36 protein-coding genes and 1 tRNA gene are annotated in these 20,730 nt (G+C 51.1%); 2 read left to right on the top strand and 35 right to left on the bottom strand.

Annotation, left to right across the window (positions count from 1 at the left end; translation table 11 throughout):
- Positions 1 to 3 precede the first annotated feature (3 nt).
- The 25 genes from BFV63_RS08840 to BFV63_RS08720 all read right to left on the bottom strand — a co-directional run bounded on the left by BFV63_RS08840 (position 4) and on the right by BFV63_RS08720 (position 13,304).
- Positions 4 to 504, bottom strand: coding sequence for a phage tail tube protein (locus tag BFV63_RS08840; protein ID WP_063436820.1), 501 nt, complete (start codon positions 502 to 504; stop codon positions 4 to 6).
- 54 nt (positions 505 to 558) lie between these two features.
- The gene (gp17, locus tag BFV63_RS08835; protein ID WP_063436819.1) at positions 559 to 924 is read right to left on the bottom strand and encodes a tail completion protein gp17; all 366 of its coding nucleotides are present in this window, start codon (positions 922 to 924) and stop codon (positions 559 to 561) included.
- The gene (locus BFV63_RS08830; RefSeq protein WP_063436818.1) at positions 921 to 1,406 is read right to left on the bottom strand and encodes an HK97-gp10 family putative phage morphogenesis protein; all 486 of its coding nucleotides are present in this window, start codon (positions 1,404 to 1,406) and stop codon (positions 921 to 923) included. Before BFV63_RS08830 ends, gp17 begins: the two co-directional genes overlap by 4 nt.
- On the bottom strand, positions 1,399 to 1,731 hold the full coding sequence (locus BFV63_RS08825; protein WP_063436817.1) for a phage head closure protein: 333 nt from the start codon (positions 1,729 to 1,731) through the stop codon (positions 1,399 to 1,401). The genes BFV63_RS08830 and BFV63_RS08825 overlap by 8 nt, the downstream gene beginning before the upstream one ends.
- 2 nt (positions 1,732 to 1,733) lie before the next feature.
- Positions 1,734 to 1,913 (bottom strand): hypothetical protein, encoded by a 180-nt coding sequence (locus BFV63_RS08820; RefSeq protein ID WP_069597504.1) that lies wholly within the window; start codon positions 1,911 to 1,913, stop codon positions 1,734 to 1,736.
- Positions 1,914 to 1,973: 60 nt separating this feature from the next.
- Positions 1,974 to 2,300: a head-tail connector protein gene (locus BFV63_RS08815; RefSeq protein WP_165771111.1), complete on the bottom strand. Its 327-nt coding sequence runs from the start codon at positions 2,298 to 2,300 to the stop codon at positions 1,974 to 1,976.
- Positions 2,248 to 2,553 (bottom strand): hypothetical protein, encoded by a 306-nt coding sequence (locus tag BFV63_RS23175; protein WP_063921719.1) that lies wholly within the window; start codon positions 2,551 to 2,553, stop codon positions 2,248 to 2,250. Before BFV63_RS23175 ends, BFV63_RS08815 begins: the two co-directional genes overlap by 53 nt.
- Positions 2,554 to 2,589: 36 nt before the next feature.
- A complete protein-coding gene (locus BFV63_RS08805) occupies positions 2,590 to 3,753 on the bottom strand; it encodes a phage major capsid protein (protein ID WP_063436813.1) in 1,164 nt (387 codons plus the stop codon).
- A gap of 11 nt (positions 3,754 to 3,764) precedes the next feature.
- Positions 3,765 to 4,433, bottom strand: a complete 669-nt coding sequence (locus BFV63_RS08800) for an HK97 family phage prohead protease (RefSeq protein ID WP_063436812.1) — start codon at positions 4,431 to 4,433, stop codon at positions 3,765 to 3,767.
- 17 nt (positions 4,434 to 4,450) lie between these two features.
- Positions 4,451 to 5,728 (bottom strand): phage portal protein, encoded by a 1,278-nt coding sequence (locus tag BFV63_RS08795; protein WP_063436811.1) that lies wholly within the window; start codon positions 5,726 to 5,728, stop codon positions 4,451 to 4,453.
- A gap of 2 nt (positions 5,729 to 5,730) precedes the next feature.
- Entirely contained in the window at positions 5,731 to 7,263 is a 1,533-nt protein-coding gene (locus tag BFV63_RS08790; RefSeq protein ID WP_006811062.1) for a terminase large subunit, read from the bottom strand.
- 9 nt (positions 7,264 to 7,272) lie between these two features.
- Positions 7,273 to 7,707: a hypothetical protein gene (locus BFV63_RS08785; protein ID WP_006811063.1), complete on the bottom strand. Its 435-nt coding sequence runs from the start codon at positions 7,705 to 7,707 to the stop codon at positions 7,273 to 7,275.
- A 121-nt stretch (positions 7,708 to 7,828) separates the two neighbouring features.
- On the bottom strand, positions 7,829 to 8,038 hold the full coding sequence (locus tag BFV63_RS08780) for a serine acetyltransferase (RefSeq protein WP_069597503.1): 210 nt from the start codon (positions 8,036 to 8,038) through the stop codon (positions 7,829 to 7,831).
- A gap of 12 nt (positions 8,039 to 8,050) precedes the next feature.
- Positions 8,051 to 8,341 carry an HNH endonuclease gene (locus BFV63_RS08775; RefSeq protein ID WP_069597502.1) on the bottom strand — a complete coding sequence of 97 codons (291 nt, stop codon included), beginning with the start codon at positions 8,339 to 8,341 and terminating at the stop codon, positions 8,051 to 8,053.
- A gap of 4 nt (positions 8,342 to 8,345) precedes the next feature.
- Positions 8,346 to 9,071 carry a hypothetical protein gene (locus BFV63_RS08770; protein WP_069597501.1) on the bottom strand — a complete coding sequence of 242 codons (726 nt, stop codon included), beginning with the start codon at positions 9,069 to 9,071 and terminating at the stop codon, positions 8,346 to 8,348.
- Positions 9,072 to 9,626: 555 nt separating this feature from the next.
- Positions 9,627 to 9,854, bottom strand: a complete 228-nt coding sequence (locus tag BFV63_RS08765; RefSeq protein ID WP_023305915.1) for a hypothetical protein — start codon at positions 9,852 to 9,854, stop codon at positions 9,627 to 9,629.
- A gap of 65 nt (positions 9,855 to 9,919) precedes the next feature.
- A complete protein-coding gene (locus BFV63_RS08760; RefSeq protein WP_023305914.1) occupies positions 9,920 to 10,114 on the bottom strand; it encodes a hypothetical protein in 195 nt (64 codons plus the stop codon).
- A gap of 68 nt (positions 10,115 to 10,182) precedes the next feature.
- The gene (locus BFV63_RS08755) at positions 10,183 to 10,419 is read right to left on the bottom strand and encodes a hypothetical protein (protein ID WP_032671572.1); all 237 of its coding nucleotides are present in this window, start codon (positions 10,417 to 10,419) and stop codon (positions 10,183 to 10,185) included.
- Between the two features lie 66 nt (positions 10,420 to 10,485).
- Positions 10,486 to 10,620, bottom strand: coding sequence for a hypothetical protein (locus BFV63_RS23475; RefSeq protein ID WP_032671062.1), 135 nt, complete (start codon positions 10,618 to 10,620; stop codon positions 10,486 to 10,488).
- A gap of 4 nt (positions 10,621 to 10,624) precedes the next feature.
- Entirely contained in the window at positions 10,625 to 10,894 is a 270-nt protein-coding gene (locus BFV63_RS08745; RefSeq protein ID WP_058686916.1) for a hypothetical protein, read from the bottom strand.
- Between the two features lie 7 nt (positions 10,895 to 10,901).
- Positions 10,902 to 11,531 (bottom strand): glycoside hydrolase family 19 protein, encoded by a 630-nt coding sequence (locus BFV63_RS08740; RefSeq protein WP_069597500.1) that lies wholly within the window; start codon positions 11,529 to 11,531, stop codon positions 10,902 to 10,904.
- Positions 11,531 to 11,812 carry a phage holin family protein gene (locus BFV63_RS08735; RefSeq protein ID WP_022651286.1) on the bottom strand — a complete coding sequence of 94 codons (282 nt, stop codon included), beginning with the start codon at positions 11,810 to 11,812 and terminating at the stop codon, positions 11,531 to 11,533. The genes BFV63_RS08740 and BFV63_RS08735 overlap by 1 nt, the downstream gene beginning before the upstream one ends.
- Entirely contained in the window at positions 11,799 to 12,185 is a 387-nt protein-coding gene (locus BFV63_RS08730) for a phage holin family protein (RefSeq protein ID WP_069597499.1), read from the bottom strand. The genes BFV63_RS08735 and BFV63_RS08730 overlap by 14 nt, the downstream gene beginning before the upstream one ends.
- A gap of 761 nt (positions 12,186 to 12,946) precedes the next feature.
- Positions 12,947 to 13,138: a hypothetical protein gene (locus tag BFV63_RS08725; protein WP_069597498.1), complete on the bottom strand. Its 192-nt coding sequence runs from the start codon at positions 13,136 to 13,138 to the stop codon at positions 12,947 to 12,949.
- Between the two features lie 89 nt (positions 13,139 to 13,227).
- Positions 13,228 to 13,304 (bottom strand) — tRNA-Arg (locus BFV63_RS08720).
- A gap of 483 nt (positions 13,305 to 13,787) precedes the next feature.
- Between BFV63_RS08720 and BFV63_RS08715 the strand changes: the two genes are divergently transcribed.
- Positions 13,788 to 14,855, top strand: coding sequence for a hypothetical protein (locus BFV63_RS08715; protein ID WP_069597497.1), 1,068 nt, complete (start codon positions 13,788 to 13,790; stop codon positions 14,853 to 14,855).
- Between the two features lie 21 nt (positions 14,856 to 14,876).
- On the top strand, positions 14,877 to 15,389 hold the full coding sequence (locus BFV63_RS08710) for a hypothetical protein (RefSeq protein WP_069597496.1): 513 nt from the start codon (positions 14,877 to 14,879) through the stop codon (positions 15,387 to 15,389).
- 37 nt (positions 15,390 to 15,426) lie between these two features.
- Here BFV63_RS08710 and BFV63_RS08705 read toward each other — a convergent pair whose 3' ends face one another.
- Genes BFV63_RS08705 through BFV63_RS22510 form a run of 10 tightly spaced genes read right to left on the bottom strand, consistent with a single transcriptional unit; the run spans position 15,427 to position 20,706 of the window.
- The gene (locus BFV63_RS08705) at positions 15,427 to 15,792 is read right to left on the bottom strand and encodes an antiterminator Q family protein (RefSeq protein WP_069597495.1); all 366 of its coding nucleotides are present in this window, start codon (positions 15,790 to 15,792) and stop codon (positions 15,427 to 15,429) included.
- Between the two features lie 14 nt (positions 15,793 to 15,806).
- Positions 15,807 to 16,796, bottom strand: coding sequence for a DUF968 domain-containing protein (locus BFV63_RS08700; RefSeq protein ID WP_069597494.1), 990 nt, complete (start codon positions 16,794 to 16,796; stop codon positions 15,807 to 15,809).
- Positions 16,793 to 17,509 carry a phage antirepressor KilAC domain-containing protein gene (locus tag BFV63_RS08695; protein WP_069597602.1) on the bottom strand — a complete coding sequence of 239 codons (717 nt, stop codon included), beginning with the start codon at positions 17,507 to 17,509 and terminating at the stop codon, positions 16,793 to 16,795. Before BFV63_RS08695 ends, BFV63_RS08700 begins: the two co-directional genes overlap by 4 nt.
- Before the next feature lie 24 nt (positions 17,510 to 17,533).
- Positions 17,534 to 17,923 carry a RusA family crossover junction endodeoxyribonuclease gene (locus BFV63_RS08690; protein WP_069597493.1) on the bottom strand — a complete coding sequence of 130 codons (390 nt, stop codon included), beginning with the start codon at positions 17,921 to 17,923 and terminating at the stop codon, positions 17,534 to 17,536.
- A complete protein-coding gene (locus BFV63_RS08685; protein ID WP_069597492.1) occupies positions 17,920 to 18,240 on the bottom strand; it encodes a LexA family protein in 321 nt (106 codons plus the stop codon). The genes BFV63_RS08690 and BFV63_RS08685 overlap by 4 nt, the downstream gene beginning before the upstream one ends.
- Entirely contained in the window at positions 18,237 to 18,464 is a 228-nt protein-coding gene (locus tag BFV63_RS08680; protein WP_022650831.1) for a hypothetical protein, read from the bottom strand. Before BFV63_RS08680 ends, BFV63_RS08685 begins: the two co-directional genes overlap by 4 nt.
- Complete coding sequence (locus BFV63_RS08675) at positions 18,461 to 19,123, bottom strand: MT-A70 family methyltransferase (RefSeq protein ID WP_200817909.1); 663 nt, start codon at positions 19,121 to 19,123, stop codon at positions 18,461 to 18,463. The genes BFV63_RS08680 and BFV63_RS08675 overlap by 4 nt, the downstream gene beginning before the upstream one ends.
- Positions 19,120 to 19,614, bottom strand: a complete 495-nt coding sequence (locus tag BFV63_RS08670; RefSeq protein WP_069597490.1) for a hypothetical protein — start codon at positions 19,612 to 19,614, stop codon at positions 19,120 to 19,122. Before BFV63_RS08670 ends, BFV63_RS08675 begins: the two co-directional genes overlap by 4 nt.
- Positions 19,611 to 20,537, bottom strand: a complete 927-nt coding sequence (locus BFV63_RS08665; RefSeq protein WP_069597489.1) for a conserved phage C-terminal domain-containing protein — start codon at positions 20,535 to 20,537, stop codon at positions 19,611 to 19,613. The genes BFV63_RS08670 and BFV63_RS08665 overlap by 4 nt, the downstream gene beginning before the upstream one ends.
- On the bottom strand, positions 20,500 to 20,706 hold the full coding sequence (locus BFV63_RS22510; protein ID WP_081329665.1) for a DUF4222 domain-containing protein: 207 nt from the start codon (positions 20,704 to 20,706) through the stop codon (positions 20,500 to 20,502). Before BFV63_RS22510 ends, BFV63_RS08665 begins: the two co-directional genes overlap by 38 nt.
- Positions 20,707 to 20,730: the final 24 nt, after the last annotated feature.

Below are 20,730 nucleotides of genomic sequence, written 5' to 3'. Positions count from 1 at the left end.
ATTTTATGGGGTCACGACTTTTGGCACCCAAACAGCAGATCCGGAGCGCTGGACAGATGCAGAAGTAGAAACAACCGTGTTTGCTGCAAAATCAAACGGGAAGTCGGACACATAGCCTTTGAATACGAACCATGTGCGGCTGTCAGGTAACACCAGGCCATCGACTGCACCGGATGCACCATCTTCAGCCGCAGTTGGCGATGCGGTTCCGTCTGACCATCCAATCGCGAACGTCAGGTCCTGATCCTCTTCGTCGTCCGAAATGGACAGGTTGTAGAGCATGATGTGGCTGGTATTTTTAGGATCAGCGTTAAGCGTCAGTGATGCTGTGCCAGGCGTTCGAAGACCACGCTTATAGCTGCGATCAAAGCGCTCAGAAAGACAGGTGTCTTCAATCTGGTCCGCCGGGTTGCTGCCGGGTGAGAATGCAGTGATACATTCAACTTCGCTCACCGCGCCTTTTGCGAGCACAAAGAGCTGCGTACCTTGCGTCAATACAGACATTGTTATCTCCGGTCATAAAAAAACCGGCTCAAGGCCGGTGGTTGAATAATACGTTTATCTAGTGACTATCCAGTCAACATCGAATGAGTAGCGATAGCGCTTTGTTTCCGGGTCTTTCTCCTGCTCGCCAAGGCGTGTGATGTACGCGTGCGGCTCAATGGCATCACGCAGCGCAGAGGCGACGGCGATAACCTCGTCCACCGTGTCGGCGTACGCATCTACCTGCAGCGAAAAGGAGTCTGCATCCGGCCGATGCGCCAGATAGTTTTCCGTCAAGCCAGTGACGTTCTGCCACACCGCATACGGGTAAACGACAGCATCATCCTGCTGGCCGAAGGGGTATAGTCGAACAGGATCAGAGCCGATTAGCGCGGTTACCGCCGCACTTGCCGCGCATACACCAAATATGGGCGCAATCATGGTGGTATTCCTTTTTTCTGAGCGCGCTTAATGGCACGGTCAATGGCCTTTTCATAATCAGTGCCAAAGGTATTTATCACCTCGCCGATGCTGCTTTCCGCTGCCGGGCGCATAATTGGCTGGGCACGAACATTTTCGGTACCGAACTCAATAAGGCGCCAGTGAGGAGTGGGTGCATTCCTGCCAAGATCGGGGTGCTTTTTAAGGACCGCGCCGTGAAGAACGCCAATGCGAAAACTGAGATCGCCCGTACGCTTAAAAAGACGGCCATTCCAGCGCATGGCGATGTTATCTGCGATGCTCCTGCCGGTGCCCGGGTCATCAACGCGACGGGCGTTAGTCTTCGCTTTCTCGACGATGATGTTGCCGGCACGCCTGAGCGCAGCCCTGCCACCTTTGCGACGCAGATCGACGCTGACGGCATCCAGTTTTCCCAGCAAAGAATCGACGCCAGTAATGCTGAACTCAATACCATCAGCCATCGTTAACCCCCTGCGAACATGGAAGTGTCAGATATTCGCGCCCGCTTTTATCGTCGGACAGAACGCCATGGACGTTATAAACACGGCCGAGATAAAGGATTCGGTGCTTACTGGTTACATCATCGCGCCAGCGAATAGTGATCCGCGTCGTGACTTCGCTCTGCCCTGCCTGGGCCGCTACAAACTCACGCGCGGACAGATCGACAACACTGGCCCACAGGGTAGCAACGTCAGCCCAGCCGTTAATGATGGCTCCGGTAGCCGGATTCTGGGTTTTAACAGGCCTCTGCAATGTAACGCGGTGACGAAGTTTTCCGGCCTGCATGCTCACCCCCTGGGATTTCCGCTGAGATAAGTATGCTGTGGAAGTTCAGCGTCACTCTCTTCCACTACCATCGACTGGTAGATCACCGCCGTCAGAGCCTCGTTTGACTCCGCCAGTCGGTTCATTGCTGCTGTCTGGGCTGCCATTGCTGCCAGCAGCTGGCTTACCTGTTGCTCGTTCATAGGCGATTTTCATCCACTTTTTAAGCCATTCACGCCGGGCGGCGCATCCGGAGCAGGCCATCAGTGCCACCGACGGTGCTGTATCAGCAACGCCTCAACGCCCAGCGGGGTTTCCGCCAGATTCTGCGACGCGGCTTCCCGGTTCGCATACCAGTGGCCAATCAGCAGAAGCATTGCCGCCCAGATCCCGGGCGTAAAAAGAACCTCCCGGGGAGGCTCTTTGTCTTCAGGGGGCGGCGAAAGGGATTCCACCAGCGAACCGTCGCAAAATTTCTCAACATAATCGACGGCCGCCGTGGTGTAGGCAGTGATAAGAGAGTCTTCGGCGTCGTTATCAACCCTCAGATGCGTCTTTATCAGCGCCATCTGCTCCGCGCTTATTTCCACCTTTACCCCCGGTTTTGGCTTTTTGTGGCTGTTCAGGCTGTTCAGGCTGTTCAGGCTGTTCAGGCTGTTCAGGCTGTTCAGGCTGTTCAGGCTGTTCAGGACTGGAGTTTTTCACCTTCTCAGGTTCAACCTCTTCAGCCAGGTACATTTTTACCAGCATCTCGCCAACCTCTTTTTTCACGATGCGGGTTTCGCCCTGGGATACAGTGCCCAGGTGATAATGCGAGAACATACGGAGAGCTTTAATTTTCATAGGTTAAACGCGGCCATTGCTGACCGCGCCCTTCTGTTATTCGCCGGAAGAAACCGCAATATCGCCGGTGACGATGGCGGCAGGACGGTAGTGCGCCAGCGCCAGGCGCTCTTCGCACAGAATGGTCAGCATGTTGCGGATAAAGTTGTCGCGGTCCTGGTTGCTGATTTCGATAGTTGCATCCATGCGATCCCAGACCTGAGAGGCCAGGCCGAACGCGCCAACGGTAAATTTACCCGCCGCCTGCGCCGTGGTGGAGACAACAGGCAGCCCCCACAGCACTTTTGACGCAAACGCCTGTGGGCCACCGAGGATGTAGTTGCCGTTGGCGTCTTTCAGCAACGCAATCCGGTGCCAGTCTGCCGGGTTAAGGACGATGCCATCGGCTTCAAATTCACTCAGTGATACCTGATAGATAGCGTGCGCCAGCACATCCGCACCAGTATCACCCGAGGCATTCAGCGCAGTCTCATAATCATTTGCAACCACGTTGAGTCCTTCCAGATTATCGCCGGTACCGTCGCCGTTGAGCATCTGGTTTTCTTCCGCCAGCGCCAGGCCATACATCATGCGGGTATTGATATAGGACTGAAGCGCTGGCGCATCGTCCATAATCTGGCGCGATGCCTGGATCCAGTGGGCGATGGTTTTGACGTTCGCCGTCTCTTTGGTGAAGGTGATGTTACTTTCCGGCTTCAGGGTGCCCTCGGCCACAGGAGCGGCGGCATTGGTGAAGACGTTTTCTCGCACGTATTCAAGCGCGTTACTGGAAATTCGGCCCTGGGCCAGAAGGTCACGGACAGTCAGTCGGCGCAGGCCAGGCATCAAGATACCAGGATTCTGCTGCGGCAGAACCAGGGCGCCGGCGGAGTTGGCGCCAGACCCAATCGCTTTATCAAAACTGGTCACTTTCGCTTTGGTGCGTGAGCCGTCCCAGCCTTTCATCAGGTCTTCGGATACGCGCTCTGCAAAGGACTTCTTGGCGGTCTGTTCAGGCGAGTTGCCAGCCAGCTTCTGCTCAAGATCGAACAGGCGGGTACCGGTCGTTTTCAGTTCATCCTGGGCTTTAGCCAGATCGGTCTGCAGCTGCTTGTTGATTTCGCCGTTCTGGTTGATGGATTTACGCTGCTCCTCGATAAGCTCCTTCACTTCTTTCTGGGAGTTCTCGATCGCTTTTTCCAGGGTTGCTAATTCAGACATGTTTTGCTCCGTTAAGGATTCCGCAGGTTAGCGGCAAAGGAAGTTATGCGCTGTGCCAGCGCGTCAATGTCGCCGCCGCCGAACTCGCTTCGGCCTGCGGACTTCACGCGGGCGATAAACGCCTGCGCTTCAGCGCGCGTAAGGCCGACTGAATCCCTCAGCCAGGCCTCCGCGTCACGAATGGTTTTAATGCCGTCGATGCTCTTCATGGCAGTTACGCCTGCCAGTTCGTTTGCCGGGAAGGTGCAGACACTGATTTCCCGCAGGTAAGAAATGTTTTTGAAAATCAGGCCTGACGTGCCGACGGTGTAATCATCGGGGCCGACTGAAAAACCGACCGACATGCCTTCAACCGTGCCATGCTGCATGGCGGCCTTCAGATCTTCGGCCAGGCTTAACCCCGGAGTGAGTTGCCCACGTACAAAAAGCCCCTTCTCGTCTTCGTGCATGGCATCCCACTTGCCAACCGGGATGGCTCGCGTCTGGTGGTTAAAGAACATAGCCACCTTGCGGCTCTGGTTAGCGACCACACCAGCGAAAGCGCCGGGCAAAATAATGTCGCCATCGGAATCGGTGTTATTGAAAACCGAGGCGTACCCTTCAAACGTTCCCTTACTGCCGTCACCGGTAAACTTGATTTCGGTCTGGTCGAACGCCAGCGTCTTTTGAATTTCAGGCATCATGGCCCCCATAAAAATTAAGCCCCGTCATTGCGGGGCTCTTTGCTTGATCCAAGATCGGTAATGGGTACGTTCTGCGACTGGCGCGTCGCCACGTCACCGCCAGGCAGTGGTGGCAGGTTATCCAGCCGTCGAACCTCGTTAACGGTGCGAATGCCGGTATTGACCATGATCTGCATGAATGATGCCCGGCTTGTTGAGTCGCCGCGTAACAGCCCGTCGAGGTTATGTTCGGCATGAATAGCGCCCTGTTCTGACTCTTTCACCAGCCAGCGCTCAATGCTGTACTCCCAACGGTCAAGGTAGGGTTTTAGCGTGTACTGAAGAAAACCCAGGTTTTGATGCTCAATTCCCGAGCCCCAGGAGGTGGTTTTATCAACATCGCCTACCAGATGCGGAGGCACACCGTAAAAGCGGGCCAGTTCGGCGACCTGAAATTTTCGTGCAGCCAGTATTTCCGAATCCTGAGGCGAAACCCCTATAGCCTGCGTAGTAAACCCGCTCTCCAGGATCCACAACCGCTTTTTAACCGGTCCGCCTGCAATCTCCTTAAAGTTCTCCTCCAGCTGACCGCGCTGCTCTTTAGTCAGCACCTTGCCATCAGTCATCAGGATCTGCGGAGACTTCGCGCCGTTCGCGAAGAACTCACGCTGATTATCTTCCATGGCAATGGCGACACCTGCAGACTTCGCGCTGAACGCCAGCGGAGACAGGCCGGTTAGCCCGTTGAAGCCAAATCCCTTGAGATGGAAAATTTCTTTCTGTGAAAAGTTGGCGTATTCCGTGTCACGACGATAGCGGTAGATAATGGTTTTGCCGTTTTCACTGAGCCGCACTTCCATATTGGCGCTCATCAGAGGAACCATACTGATAACGTCGCCGACGCTGTTTCGCTCCACATGCGCGTAAGCATTACCGTAGGCGCACAACTGCATGGTCATGGCTTCGCGGAACTCCAGAGCGGTCATGAAATTGTTTGGCCGGAACCTCAGTAGTTTTGCGAGAGGATGGTTGCCAGGAACCTTGCTGCGCTGATCGTCTTTGGTCTCGTAAACATCAAGCGGTAAAGATGCAGTGACTGTAGAAATGAGACGGATACAGGCCCACACCGTGCTGATTTGCATGTTTCGCTCATCAGTGACAACGGATTCACCAACAACGCCGTGCGCAGAGGTGCCAGCCATCTGAGAGCCTTTCTCTGGTGTAACCAGTCTGCCACCGGTCAGGATGGAGGCCATGCGCGCCCAGAATGGCGATCGCGTTCGCAGGTCAATGCTGTAATCGGTATCTGCCATTTTTACACGCTCAAAAAGTTATAGATAAAATCGTTAACATCTCCCGGGTCCTCTACATCGTCACTGGACTGTGCCCCGATGGACATTGCCAGTGCTACCATGCCGTCGATACGGCCACTCGACTTGCCTTTTACAAATTTGCGGTTACCGGCGGGGTCGGTGATTACCGTGGCGTTTTTGGCGCACATTTCGAGGATCGGATGGTTGCCGTGCTTCAGCTGCGCACCGAGCAATCTGGCCTCAAGCTCCCTGAGTGCGGGAGACATAGAAACAAAGCCCTGGCCAAATTCCACAAACCGCTCAAGCTCCGCTTCAGTGAATCCGGCGTCGATGAGATGAGGGCGAAGGAAGCGCATGTTATAGCGGTCGAACGCCAGCACCCTGACGTTACAGATATCAAAAACGCGCCGCAGCTCCCTGGCGATAAAGGCATACTCAATGGCTTTTCCCGGTGTCGTGTTCAGCCAGCCCTGCCTCGCCCAGATGTCATAAGGCACGCGATCGTTACGCGCTTTGTCTGCCAGCCCTTCCTCAGGTAGCCAGAACTTACAGTGCACATCGCCATGGGTTGTGTTGAGAATAAGCGCGGTGAGGTCCGACACGCTGGAAAGGTCCAGGCCGCCCCAGACGGTAGCGCCCGCCAGTTCGCCGGGTTCCTCTTTATTCATGTGCCATACGGTCTGACTCACGAACGGGCTTTTCGCCTCAACCCTGCGGTTTAGTACAAGGTTCTCAAACTCTGCCTGGCGCGACGGCAGGCGTTTTGCGCTGGCGGCCATATCCAGCACTTCTTTCTGGTTCATGAATACATCGAAGGCGGGGTTTGCCAGCCTGATGGCTTCAACAGAGAAAGGATCGATATCTTCCGGCGCGGTCTGGAGCCTGACCACCGTTCGCGGATCGGCCCCGGTCAGGCCATCATCAATCAGCAGGCTGAGCAGGTCGCTCGCATCGGGTGCCTGGGTGCTGATGATTACCGAGATAGGGTTATCCTGAGCAGCGGTCGCCGTTTCCAGCGCTTCATAAAGAGGGTCACGCGGCCCACGAACCTGCCCCAGCTCATCGTGGGCGACAAATCGCGGCGAGAAACCGTAGGCCGTGGTGGCTTCTGCGCTCAGTGCGCGATAATAAGAACCCAGTTCAGGGCAGTGAATTTCTTTTGCTGAATCCTTGATCGCAACATACTGCATAAGCACCGGATTCATCCGGCACATCTTGGAGGCCAGGTTAAACAGAATGGCCGCCTGGTCACGCGAACGTGCGGCAGAATACAGCTGCGAGTTCGGCGCCGCTTCTGGCCCCACCAGATAGAGCAGCATCAGCATGGCGGTTTCAACGGTCTTGGCGTTCTTGCGCCCGCGGCTGATGATGGCGCGGCGAGTGCCATGCTTGTTGTCAAAGATAGCCCTGAAGTCGTCTTTCATGAACTCAGCCATTTTCAGGGGCTGGCCAACAAACTTACCTTCAGGGATAACGATATTTCTTTCGCACCAGAGGATATTCCTCTCGGCTCTTGTCAGAGTTTTTTTAGCCATCGAAGAGCCTTATTCAATTTCCCAGGGTTTTCTCTCCCGTGGCAGATTGTTGTTGGCACGACCTACCGTTTTGGGATCGGCAGTCGCCTGCCGGGTGATCCGCAGCCGCGTCGCCAGTGAGGACGCAGAGCGCACTTCACGCTCGCGCATCGTGAGCAGTTTGTCGTAACGCTTCAGCCCATCTTCTCTGGACAACCACTCCAGTTCGAATTCTTCAATCTGGGTGGTGAGCAACCGAGCCTGCACAACATGGCGGCAGTACATTTCCAGCATGTCGCGGTGCGTTTCGGTAAATGAGCTGGCGGGGTTGTCATTGACCAACCGGACCCAGACGTTTATTTCCGGATCGCTCAGATGAATGGACGGCTGTAGCCTGCTTTCAGCCAGTGCCGGCAGCGAGACAGCAGACGTCGCAGCCAGAGACTTTCTGCCTCGCTGTGCCATCGCTTTTTTCCTTTTTTTCTGGACGTTTTTAAAATGAAATGGGGGAGCGCGGTCTTTAAGATTTTGCCGCCAGAGTTTTACCCCTCCCCCCAGCCCTCAGGTATGCAAATGAGAATTAATATCATTTCTCGATGATTCGCAGGTTTTCGCGGGAGAGGGTGGCGGGCACCAGTCTTTCTCCGACACCGAGCGGGAAGGTCAGGCTGACCGTAGGTAGCGTCTCGCCCACCTCGTGGTTGAAGTTGATGGCGGTAACAGAGCTGAAACTCACGCCATCAATGCTCAGTTCAACAAGCTTACCGCCCCGGTATTCAATCTTCATATCTTGCATTGCATACTCCTGTTACCAGATAACCCGACCATCATTGTCGAACTCCGTTACCGTTCCGCCCTTCTCCATGCGCTGCTTCACTGAGTCGTGACAGCGTTTGCAAAGCGACTGAAGATTTTCTGGGTTATGAAAGAGCGCCTCATCGCCTTTATGCGGGATGATGTGGTCTACCACCAGCGCTGACACGATCTGGTTTCGTTTGAGGTGGAACTCGCAAAGGGGCTGCTTTTGCAGCTGGTGATAGCGGAGTCGATACCAGCGCTTCGTGTTGTAGAGATTATGCCAGGGTGAATTGGATGCCATAAAACTACTTCCGAGAATGCAGCAGGCCACCTGGCTGAGTAGCTTTCTGCAGGGCTTCGTTCACTATCTTTTTGATGGCCTCTTGTAAGGCGCTATCTAGCGGGCCTTTGGAACTGGCAGCAATTTCAAACTTTTCAGCTTCAAACTCAACCTGCTCTTTTCCATTGTCTACAGAAACACCCATACCAGAAGCATATATACGGCCGCTCTCTGACGTAATGCCATTCCCGATAAACGCATCATTGATAAACACTTGTCCGTTCTTCATGGTGAATGGAGACAGTTCAGCCAGCGACTTGCCTAAAGCTTTCGCCATCCTGGTGCGCTTGATGTGCTCCACGGCATCCCGCATTTCTTCTGGGGAAATACCACCATCACAACTCAGGGCGTCGAACATTGCGTTGCTGCGAATATCGTCTTGCAGCGCTTGAACCATTTCTTCGGCATCGACAGAAGAAACGCCTTCGATCCAGTCACTGGCTCGCCAATCTCGTGCTGAGCCATCCTCTGCAATTGGACGCAGACGCACCTGAACTCGCTCACCAGTTTTGAGCCCGGAAATAAGGTATACGGTAGCTGGCCAGAAGATGCGTTCTTTCACAAGTCGGCCATCTTCATGAAGGCATTGCATTTCTAGCACCGCGCATCCACCCGGCCATTTCCATTCGACGTTCACACCAAAAGGTTTGGGAGTGGTTTTTACGTAAGGGACGATTGAAGATTCTGACATTTTAATTTTCCTTTTAGACGTGAGCCTGTCGCACGGCAAAGCCGCCGAAAGTTAACGGTTTGCCCAGGCTCACAGCTGAAAGACTTTCTTTGATGTGCGCGTGCGATGCGCATAAAACCAAAACCATGTAATTGCTAGGATTATTAATTTTGGATATGTTGACTACTCAGTCCGTTGATGGTGGGACATCAGCGAACCTAAACAAGAGGGATGGCTGATTACCTCTTATAAGGATTTTTATGGCTACAACTTCTTGCCCAAAGTGCTCATCTACAAGGTTCGAAATGAAGGAGCATCCTGTCTCGAACAGTAATTTTCGTATCCTTTTCATCCAGTGCGCTTCTTGCGGCGCTGCTGTAGGAACAACGGAATATCTCAATACCAATAGTTTGATTAAAAACCTTGCCAAAAAGCTTGGATTTAGTCTTTAAAAGATAAGAGCAGGTAGTCAATCGTTGCCTGCTCTTCCCCATATCTCACAGGGGATGCCGCCAACATTATCCGGTTGTGGGGACAACTATTATCAAGCCCACCAGCAGGTGAGCTTTGTAATGGCTACGAATCCACCGCGTTATGCAGTGCTTCCTGACTGGCAATATGCTCGTAACGAGATACCGTCTTTCCATTCTGGTTCATCACATAGGCGACCTCGCCGGGTTTCAGGAATACATTTTTGTCCATTCCCGATACCGCGATGCTCTGCTGCCCCGGATTGAACCCTACACTCAACCCGCAATGAATCTCTTCGCCGCCACCTGGCGACATTACTTTTACTGTTAACATGCTTCTTCTCCTTCTTCTGGTAATAAAAAGCCCCGCTATTGCGAGGCTATAGGTTGGTTTAAGAGCTAATTTATTTTTGTGCAGTAGCTAACCACTACCCTGTTCTTTTCTGCACCTCTGGCTTCAGCCATCGCTTCGGTGTAACCAGTCAGGCTATCTAAGAAAGAATCACCTTTATTAACCCTCATCACAAAATTTCCTTTCTCACACAAATTCCAGTCCTGGTCATAATATTCCCAGGTTAAAAGATATTCGGACATGTAAAGCTCCTTGAAAAATATGTCCGAAAACATTATCACAGGCACTCAGTGAATGCCTGCTGCAATGCCTAGCCGTCAGAAAAAGAAACACCGAGGTCGATGATGACTTTTTTCTGTTTCTCAATACGACGTTCCAGCTCTGCTACAGCATGAGGCCGGATTGCCTCTTCAAAGGCAGCATCCTGATATGCTGACTGGATAGTCACACCGAGACCACCTCCGCCAGCGATGAGATCGCGCTGTTTTTGCAGTTCTCGAATGTTTTCCCAGATGCTATAGGCATGACTTAAATCCTGAACTTTCATCTGTGGCTCTCTCTTGGGTGGGTATGGAAATATCCCCGCTATTGAATGTGAACACAGCAGCATGCTTCACTCCTGTTTCTGGCAGTTAGCCTGCCACGCTTTGTTATGCGCCAGGATGTCTTTCTTCGTCTGGCGGTCCAGAACATCCCAGTCATGAGCGGTGCCGTAAATGGGTTTAACCCAGTCGCAAGCCGTGTCCACTACCTCAACCCTTACGGGTCCAGTTGTCCCGCAGCTCGCGATCAACATCGTCGCCAGACATATGGTTAACAGTCTGCTGTACATTGCTGGCCTCTTTCGTTGCTTCAACACGGCGCTCTGCTACTGCTTCAGTGGCGGCGGCCTTCTCTTCAGTGCGCTGCTGGTCTGCTTTCGCTTCCGCTTTGCTGGTGCCGCGAATATGGCCCAGGCCAAAAGCGCCGGCAATAGCGGAAATAACCAGTGCGGCCAGCCCGATTATCGTTTCGATCCCCACATTCACCTCACAACAGAACTGATTTCGCCAGGTTAAACAGCGCGCGGCGTTTATCCAGCCCGTTACGGCCGCCATTGATTAATAGTGTCACGCGCTCAACGTCGCCGGAATGAAGCAGGCAACCGCGGGAGGCAAAGAACCATGCAGCTGAGCGCGCGGCGTATTCATCCTGTTCAAGCAATTCAGGCTGGGTTACAAGGTCCAGCTTCAGCGCGTGGCCACAGTTGCGATAATTGCTGAGCCCGGTGATTTGCTTCAGGCCGCGACCGCGATATTTCCATCCATCACCGGCAACCTGATTGCCCAGGTGTTCTTTTCCCCACTCACCACCGTATACCAGATTGGCGATCGCTCTCTGATTAGCCGGGTGCTCTGCCGTTCTGCCAAGTGCGGCGGCCTGCTGTGGAGTGATGCGGTGGCTACCGAACGTCGGTACCAGGTTTTCAACCGCGTAATTCAGATTTTCCACAACACGGGTAAACCTGGTGCTTTCATGCCCCATCTGGGCAATAAACATGGCCTGGTCAAGCGGTGCAGTGATGCCGTATTCCTTCATGGCGGCGTCGATATGTGGAAACCAGCGCGCAGCTAACCCGGCGCTTATACCAGCCGCCTTCTGAAATTGTGCTTTGTCCATTAGTGCCTCAGATGATCAACCAGACGTGCAACGTTGCCTTTGACGGCCACCAGCACTGAAAGGAATATGATATTGGCCGCAATGGTGGCCCATGATGAATGCGGGTAAATCCCACACAGGTACGCCAGCGGTACAGCGCTGTAAGTGACGGTAATCAGCCAGGCTAAACGCGAAATCCATGGCCGATGCCGCGAATCACCACGGCGGTAAAACATCAGAGTAATTACAACTCCGGCGCAGAGCAGCGCGTTGATAGTTGCTGTTGGATCATTTAGTACCACCTGAACCTCCCCGGCGCGTTATCAGCGCCACCAGCGAGCCGATGTCCTGCTTGTTCAGGAACGTAAGGATTTGAACGGCTAACGCAGAAGCTATTACGGCACCGATAGCATCCAGAGGCTTCTCGGTGTACCCCGTCCAGGATGTGAGTTTTGAACCCAACAGCCCCGAAGAAAGAATGCCGACGATATACGACACGAAGAAGTATGCCAGGCGACGTAACACACTCAGGTCAGCCGCTGTCGCTATGTAAAATACGGCGCCCGCAAATGCACCAAAAACAACACCGTAGTCAGTTCCGGTCAATAGGCCGTAGACACTGGCTCCAGTCAAAGCTAAACCGGCCAGCCCCGTCCCAGAAAATGGATCGGACATCTGTCACCCTCATATTGCTGTGAATCCTCTCAGTAAATTTGAGGGGAAATAAAAAAAGGCCACCCAATGGCAGCCTTATCAGATAAGCGTTTATTAATATCGCTTCGCAGCGCTTACTGGTGTTCTTTCTGACCAATCAGGCCTCTCTCCAGCCATGATCGCACGCTGTTGCGTCGGCGTCACAGATTGGGTGATGTCAGGCATTGGTTTGTAATCAGGTTGTTCAGGTGGGCTTAAAACCAGATCAGAACTACAACCTGACAGTAGAAAAATCGCAAGTAAGGATGAATTAAACTTGAACACTCTATACCCTTCCAATGGGACGAAAGTTTGAAAAATTTGTGGCGCCGGGTGCCTCCCGGTGACTTATCTCTGGTTATCAAAGTCGCGCGCATACCTGCAAATAGCAGTTAACCAGACGCCCCACCGCTTAGATGGGATTCGCCACATGCATAACTTACTCAGGATATATTCACGCGGTCAATAGTTTATCTGTATCGACAAAAAAAAGCCTGCTCGGACAGCAGGCATAGTTGCTAATTTGGCAATAGCTGAGAGAGTGGTGCCGGGTGCCTCCCGGTGAGAATTACTCCAGCAAACATTCCCGCGTCTGAGAGGTTTCCTTTTCAGGTATCTTCTGGAACACCCCTCCGCATAGGGAATTCACCACCAAAATGCTTTCAGAACACATCCATTCCGCAGGATGCTTAAATAGCATATGTGCAGTACAAAGAATCTGCCAAGTAATCAGATGAATATATTCATTTCAATGGCACAGACAGTGGGCCTTCAATCACTTCAGCCTCACCGTTGTGGCAAATATCATCACCTCGTGTCAGATGCCAGACACCAGTTATTGTCTTACCCGTTTCAAGATCCTCAGTGACACCATCGGTGTAGTAAGCTACCTGGACTGTGCCGTTGTGCTGTATCCAGTAGAAACCTTCTTTCATGGCCGTCTCCTCCTTGTGAGGATTTGATTATATGGCAGCGGTGAGAGTGTTGGCGTTAAAAATACTAAATCGTTAGTGAAGTAAATATCTGGTCCGCCATCGAGGATTCGAACCCCGAACCACAGAGGTAGAAGCTCCGTGCTCTTTCCAGTTGAGCTAATGGCGGAAAAAAAAGACCAGCATTGGGTTGCTGGTCATGGGTCATGCAGTTGTCTCTGCGAAGCAGGTGTATCCCCACCAAGTGTTAACAGTATCGAGAGCATTATCGAATGCCACATTAACTATAGCACCGATGAAAAATTCACTCTGTCAAAGGCCATCAGGAATGATCAGTCCGCAAAGACAGTCACACCGACCGTTCCCTATGGCTCCCCCCTGAAAGGCTCTGTGGTTGAATTGCGCCGAGCGTGGCGCGGATATGAAAAAGGCCGCCTTTAGGCAGCCTCTAAAATGACAAAACCCCGTTGTAGCGAGATTTTCGAATCGTTTTAAGTCCGTGGCGTAGATACCACTCTTAACACAGTAAATGATAAAATGCGGACCGCGCTAATGATTTTTTATCATTTTTCTTATATCGTTTTTGAAATGGTGCCAGTTCTTATGGCTTTGAGCTGGTAGTTACTGATTTGGTTATCATTAAGGATTATGGATGTCAAGGCAAAATCGTCAAAAAGCGATTCACTACAAAAGAGCTGCAATAGCTAACTGCGACGCTGACCTTCAGTCGATTCTGGAATCGATAATCTCTACAAATGGGACTGCTCCCAAGGTTGGCATGAGGCGTGAGCAGATCACTCCATCGGATAGTTCGAGTGGATATCGCCTAATAAACAGAAGTAGTACTTATCAGACGATTTTGTTTGGTCAGTTAATTCTATTTGAGCAAGGGAAAAGCCAAGCGCTAATGACTATAAGTGATGACGTAAGTTTCTACGATATAAATGCCATCACTTCTGAACAAATAAAGCTTGAAGTTGATGAGAATGTTTCAGATGAGCACAAAGAGAAGATTAAAAGAGAATTCATTGACTCTATATTATATTTTGGCGTGCTTAAAAATCACCTTATAATCGTACAGTCTAGCGCCCTGAGATCCAAAGACTTAGAGACTCACCTTAATTGGCTTATTCATAGCTTTGGAAATTCATTTTCCGATGACAGCATTTTAATGCTGAAAGATAAACCAACTGAAGAAACAATTCAAAAACTTGAGAAAAACCCGGTAAGCAAAATTAACTTGGGCAGCGTCCCTATAAAAAGTAAAAATGATACTTCAGTTGAGATTGTTCGAACCCCGAACATACCTTCTGAGGGAAATGTTCAAAAAGTAAGAAAAATGAAATTCATGCCTACTGGTAAAGGTGGGAACATATTAAAGGCAGCATTCGGTGAAAAATGGTTTGATGATTTAAAACTAGAAGACTCTTTGGACGAATCAAACCTACAGGTAAACTTGGAAATTACTTACTTTAGAAAAACTAATAAAGATGGGCAATTGCTAATGGATACTCTAGCAACCTCTTTACGCAACATGGATGAAGATGACATTGAAATAACTCTTAAGGGAGGCGGAACCATTAAAGGTGGTGATTTGAAGCTATCTGGTTCAATTAACGTACAATATAATAATGGACTAATAGACGAAAATCATTTATATTTGCAGATGCACAAATGGCTTCACGCCAAGATTGGCGCAGGTGAAGTCGCAGTTAAATAGTTCAGCTATAAGGAGGTTAAAATGAGTTACAAATCATTCTTATGTCAATTTATTTTAGCCTTCTTCATAGGTTCTACTTTGTTTTATTTCATAGTGTGCAATACGAATTTAAAGCTTGCCCCTACCCCATGGATTATACTTACATTATTGTTATTCTGCTCAAGCTATTGCATCCAAGCAATGTTCAAAATCCCTGAGACTGACGAGCATCCATCACTCACCTCGGATGAACTCAGGAGATTGAGGCCGATAATATCCCTAAAACGAAAAAGACTTAGCACAATATTAGCTTACCATGTTATTTCCGCAGTCGTTGTTGCGATTGGATTCTTCAGCATAAATGCAACCTCTAAATATTTTACTTTATTTTTCACTTTAACTGGTGGCTTGGTACTTTCTTCATTACATACTTTTTTCTTTATAAAGGCGAACATGGATGAAGCACAAAGATTTAAAAGTATTCTCATTCATAGAGCGGAGACTGAAAAGAGGAAAAAAGATATTCTAGACAGCATGAATAAGAAGCCCGATTAATCAGGCTTCCTTCAAATAAGTATAAAGCGTTTTTATCCTACTCATCCATTTCCAGTCTGATTTCTAGCATACTAAGGCAACCTTCAATAAACCCTTCAGCCATCTGTATCTCTATGCGAATAAGTTTCTCATCCTTCTTTCTCGCTTTCGCGATTTTCCGTTTTGAGATGCCATATAAATAATGAGCAACCAAGAGCGAATGCTCATATGGTTTTCGTTTTCGAAGCCGAGCCAAACACCCTTCTATAATCAGGGCGTCGTCGTCAGTGCAAGATAAGCGGGATTTACTTGTTTGAGAAAGAAGCCCTTTGAAACCAGCTGCGATTGGTGAGTAATCCACACCAGAACTATCGCTCGCGGCCCAACCTCCCCAACGCTCTAATACCTTCTGAATGTCACGCATGTTTTCTCCACTTTTCATGCTAATACGCCGATTGCCAGCGCACGATCTAAAAATCGAAACAGCAGCGTTAACTGGTCGCCGTATTTCGCTTCAAATGCCACAGGATCAGCGTGTAACTCGTCGTGATGCGCTCTGCACAGCGGTATCACAAAAAGGTCATGCGCCTTAGTACCCATTCCACCCTGCCCGTGGCCTATCAGGTGGTGGGGGTCGTCTGCCGGGTTATTACAGCAACAGCACTGCTGCGACTTCACCCAGCGGGTGTATTTCTCGTTTTCCCAGCGTCGGCGCTTTGGCCTCAGCATGAAAGATTCCGGAGTTTCAGGATCAACCTTCACCACCACTATCTTTTTTGCCTTCTCCTGAAAGATTTGCGTAGCCGGTAATGACGGGACAATGTCGCTTTCCCTCATCACTGAACTGTGCTGTTCTGGCTTGATTCTGAGTGCTTTACTCGCCACTGATTCAGGAACAAGGTCAGCCAGATCATTACGTACCATCCACCAGCAGAACTCAGGAAGCGAAAGAGTGTGGTCAGGGCTGAAACCTAAATCAATATTTACCCTTTCCAGCAGCCATTTTACCAGGTTCTGCATGGCAATTCCTGCCAGTCTTTCAGTGGTTTGCTCACGTAAATGGTTATCACACGACCAGCAAAGACGAATGCTCCCCGGAGCGTGGCGCATTACCGTAAAGTCACTGGCATGCCAGTCAGTGTGAGGCCACTGGCATTCAAATTTTCTCTCCAGCCAGGCATCAAGGCTACTCAATCCACCGGCTCGCTGAATGACCCTCTCGTTAACGAAAATAGCCTGCATATTGGCATCGTCAGTCAGGGGCTGGTGGGCTTCAGGGATTAATCCAGATGGCAGATGCTGTATGGCTTCGGATGGTGGCTCAATAACTACCCTTCCCTGACGGAATAGCCAGAGCAGTTCGGTACCAGGGCGGAACAGAACCACCCCGGACATCGGCGCAATTTCAGGCGTCAGTATGGCTCTCACGCAATTTGCCCCTTAGCGACATACTCTGCCCAAAGTCCACCTATCCAGCGCACCCCTTTCGCCGTGAAACGAGACTGATTGAACGCATAGTTGGTCTGGTTGGTGGTCCCGGTCTTAACTTCAAATCGGCCTGCTTCGATGTGTTTACTCTTCGGAGTAAGCACGCGGTTCAGGCGGTACATGATGCCGTTCTCAATGAGGAACATGGCGAACTCGGGTTCTTTGGCGTTAAGGAGCTTGGCAACCTGCCGGAATGTCATTGACCCGGTGGCTTTGACGTAGCGATCAACAAATTCAGCCTTCGGTGCGGCAATTGCCAGCTCTTCACTCAGACGTTGCTTCTGTTCAGCAAGATCAGCGGCGAGCCGGAGTGCTTCAGGGAGTGATTGGGGAACAACCATCCCGGCCCCGCTCTCCAGTTCCTGCCAGCGATCAACCAGACGGGCAGTAAACTCCGGGCACAGCTGCGCGACGATCACATAGCTGTCTCGCTTGTTAACTTCGTAGTAATGGTAAGTCTGCTGGTTCTGAGGATGGGTGTACTGCATTGCAGCATACCCCCCAATAACGCCGGATTTCATCAGACGCTCGATGGTTACACAGACATTGCTGTGACGTGAATCGACCAGCTTCGCAATTTCACGACTGGACATCGTTATCTGCTGACCTATCGCGGCAGCATGGTTTGTCGGACACGTTACGGTGATGTTCATCTGATTCATGCTCTTCTCCACTTATCAGGCGGCTGCACCCGCCAGAGGTTCATGTTTCTTGATCGATATTTCTACACGTCCACCCGGTACCTTCGGTCCCCACTCCACCAGCATTTTCTGCACCTGGCTGTCATCCTCCCAGATGCCTGCGTGCGTGAGCGCGTCAAACAAAGCCTTGTTGTAGTTGTCGATGTCGCGGCGGCGTTCGTCTGGTGGGTACAATATAATTTCGACGGCAGCCGGGGCTGTTGATGGCTTTGGAAGGAAGCGAAGCTGCTCGACAATGGCGACACAGGCCGCGCTTTGATATGCCCTGCCTTTGGCGCTGATCAAATGGCGGCCCTTTAACGGCCCCTTATTCGGGGCTCGCCAGTATGTGTTTACGCTCGGTGGGAACGGGAGCACCAGCTTCATAACGTCACTCCCTGTTTTTTCAGCCATTCAACAGCGTTATCTCTGGCCTTATCCTCACCGGATAGCAAGTCTTTGATGATCGTCACTGGATCTGCATCCCATTCCGTTTTGACGACGGTAATGCCCCTGGCTGCGCCAGGAGCAACAGTTATGTAACCCTTTTTCTTAAGTGACTTCACGTGCGCTACAGCAGCGTTCGGTGATGCGCAGCCAATTAATCCGGCAAGCTCCAGCATCGTAGGTGGGAAGCCAGCCTTTTCGATATGAACCTTGATAGCTTCGAACACTTCATTCTGACGCGGCGTTAATTCGATCATGACTCGACTCCATAACGCCCGTTCAGGCGTCCGATTACGCTGTTAAACATCACCAGGCTTACGCCCATCGGTTTAACCTTCTCGTGGTACTCCTTCAGGATCGGAGGCACTACGACATTCCAGCTTGGCTTTGGCTTCTGCTTTAGGGCTTTTTTGATGGCATCGTTGCATTGACGGGCTACATCACGCACAGCGTTCTCATGCTCGGTAGATAACTTTTTCATGCGGCGCGCTCCTGAGGTTTTTTCATGGGAACGGCAACTGCCGGTATAAGCTCAACATCTGGTGATTCAGATTGATTTCCCCAGTGGTCCCAGCCAGGCGCACCGCAACGGCTGAATAGTTCGATGCGTGGAACATCACCGTAAAGCTTCTCCAGACGGAAACGCGCCTCTGCTGGCTTCTGGCTGTGCTTACCGAGTGGACTGTAGATAACCTGCTTGATGCTGGCGCACTTGCGTTCAAGTCCATTTCCCCTGGTGGCGATCAACAGGTCTTCGGTATTGGCTCGGGTGTAGTTCCCGCCGTTCATGCGTGTTTGTGCGTTCAGCAGTTCAAGGAAGTCGTAAAAATCCTCCACACGGCCAGCCTGAAGTGCTTTGTTGATATGCTGCTCTGCCAGTGGGTTGAACTTTACCCAGGTAAAGCCCTTCATCGTGCGGACCTTAAAGCCCCACGCTTCAGCCAGTTCGATAGCCTCGCGGGTGTGGGTTCCGGTAAACCACATAGCCAGAACTGCATCATCGGCAGCCAGGTCCCAAACCGGTAAGCGCTTCATGTCGATCAGTTTCATCGTGTCGTAGTGATCTTCTGCTGCACCGTTACTGGCTTTGTTGTCATAAAGCCAGGCTGGGTCAGCGTAAATCAGTGAGTATTTCATCAGATATTCCTCGCTCGGCCAGCCAGACACCATGCATCAGAGGGTGCTTTCACTTTCGGCGCCATGCTCAGGCAACGCTGACGCTCAATCAGTATCTTCATCCGCTGCTCTTCGTTCTTAGAGCGATTAAAGGCATCCAACAGAACTGTGGCCGCACGCTGGTAGAGCCCTTTTTCAAACAGGCCTTGAGCCTTATCCATCATCCTGGTTACAGCTGGATTCGGCGCTTCTTCCTGTTCCGATACAGCTGGTTTATCAGCCCGGTTGATTTTCAGTGCAGAACGCCCCTCGCCAACCTCCCCACCCGGTGCTTTGGCAAAATACTGGTAGCACTTGCCGTTATGCTGGCGGGTTGCGCGATTCAGTTTGACCAGATGGCATACACCGCGCTGAACAGCGTGAACGTCGTATTGAGGCATTGAAGCTGCGATCTGTTTGTTCGTTAAACCAGGATTATCAGCGATGAATATTTGAATATCTTTCAGAAGGCTCATGAGTTCGCTCCTCTGAAGCCCGCCGGGACTTTGCTGTAGTCGGTATTCTGGAAGCTGGATTTGAAGATTCCATCCTCACGCTCCCACTTGCCGTTAACTCGCGCTGGCCTTCCGGCATTCGCCCAGTTGGTAGCGGACTTCAGGTAAGCTGGAAACTTCGTTGGCTGGAAAAGTGTCTGCGGGCGCAGGTAGGCCGCCATTGTTAAATCGTCACTCCACTTGGCGTTGCAGTAGTCCACCACCAGCGACAGCTCTTCAACGGAGAAGCCCTCCCCGATTCGGGCACGAATGTTTTGCAGCGAGGTTGTTGAAACCTGATAACGCGAACTGGTCACATGATTCAGATGGGTTAAAACCTGTTTAGCCTGATCAGTGATCAACACATCACGGTCTGGTTGCGGTGCAACCGGACAAATAGGGTTTTTAATATCTGTAGTATTCTCTGTTGTATTCTCTGTAAGAACATCAGTGCAATTTGACCTGATGAGAGCGGTTCGTTTTGACCCGATGGAACGTTCCACTTTGACCTCTTCCATCGGTTCATTTTGACCTGATGGAAGAGTGCATTTTGAACTCTTCGATTTGGTCACTTTGACCTCATCTAAAAGCTCACTTTCGTAGTTGATCGTGTAATAGTTCGTCATGTCGCGCTGAGACTTGTTCAACTGCTCAACTTTGAGCACGCCAAGGTTTTTCAGGCGGGTGAATGTGCGCTTCAGGGTGGATTCAGACCAGAACGGGAACTGCTCCAGCCACTGCTCATTAGTGTTGTAAATCCAGCGCACGCCGTCACGCTCCAGTCCGGAGGTGGTTTCTTTCAGCCAGTAATTAACCTGCTGCAACGCAATGGCCTCGTTCAGCCCAATGCTGTACGCAAGGTCAGGGTTAATCACTATCGGGCGGGATGGCATTAATAGGCTCATGGTCGTCCTTTAACTCTGTAAATTTACGCTGGAATTGCTCAAGAGGGCTGAAGCACTCATGATCGTACCCTTCGCGAAGGTATATAACGCGTCGAGTCTCGGGCTCCCATCTGATGACGTGGACGGTGATGCCTCTGTGGTCTCTGAATCGCCGGTCAACTTCAGCCATTCCTCACGCCCCTTCTCGTTCATC

It is taken from the genome of Enterobacter hormaechei subsp. xiangfangensis (genome assembly GCF_001729785.1).
GTDB classification, from domain to species: domain Bacteria; phylum Pseudomonadota; class Gammaproteobacteria; order Enterobacterales; family Enterobacteriaceae; genus Enterobacter; species Enterobacter hormaechei_C.
This window is presented reverse-complemented; position numbering and strand designations above follow the sequence as displayed.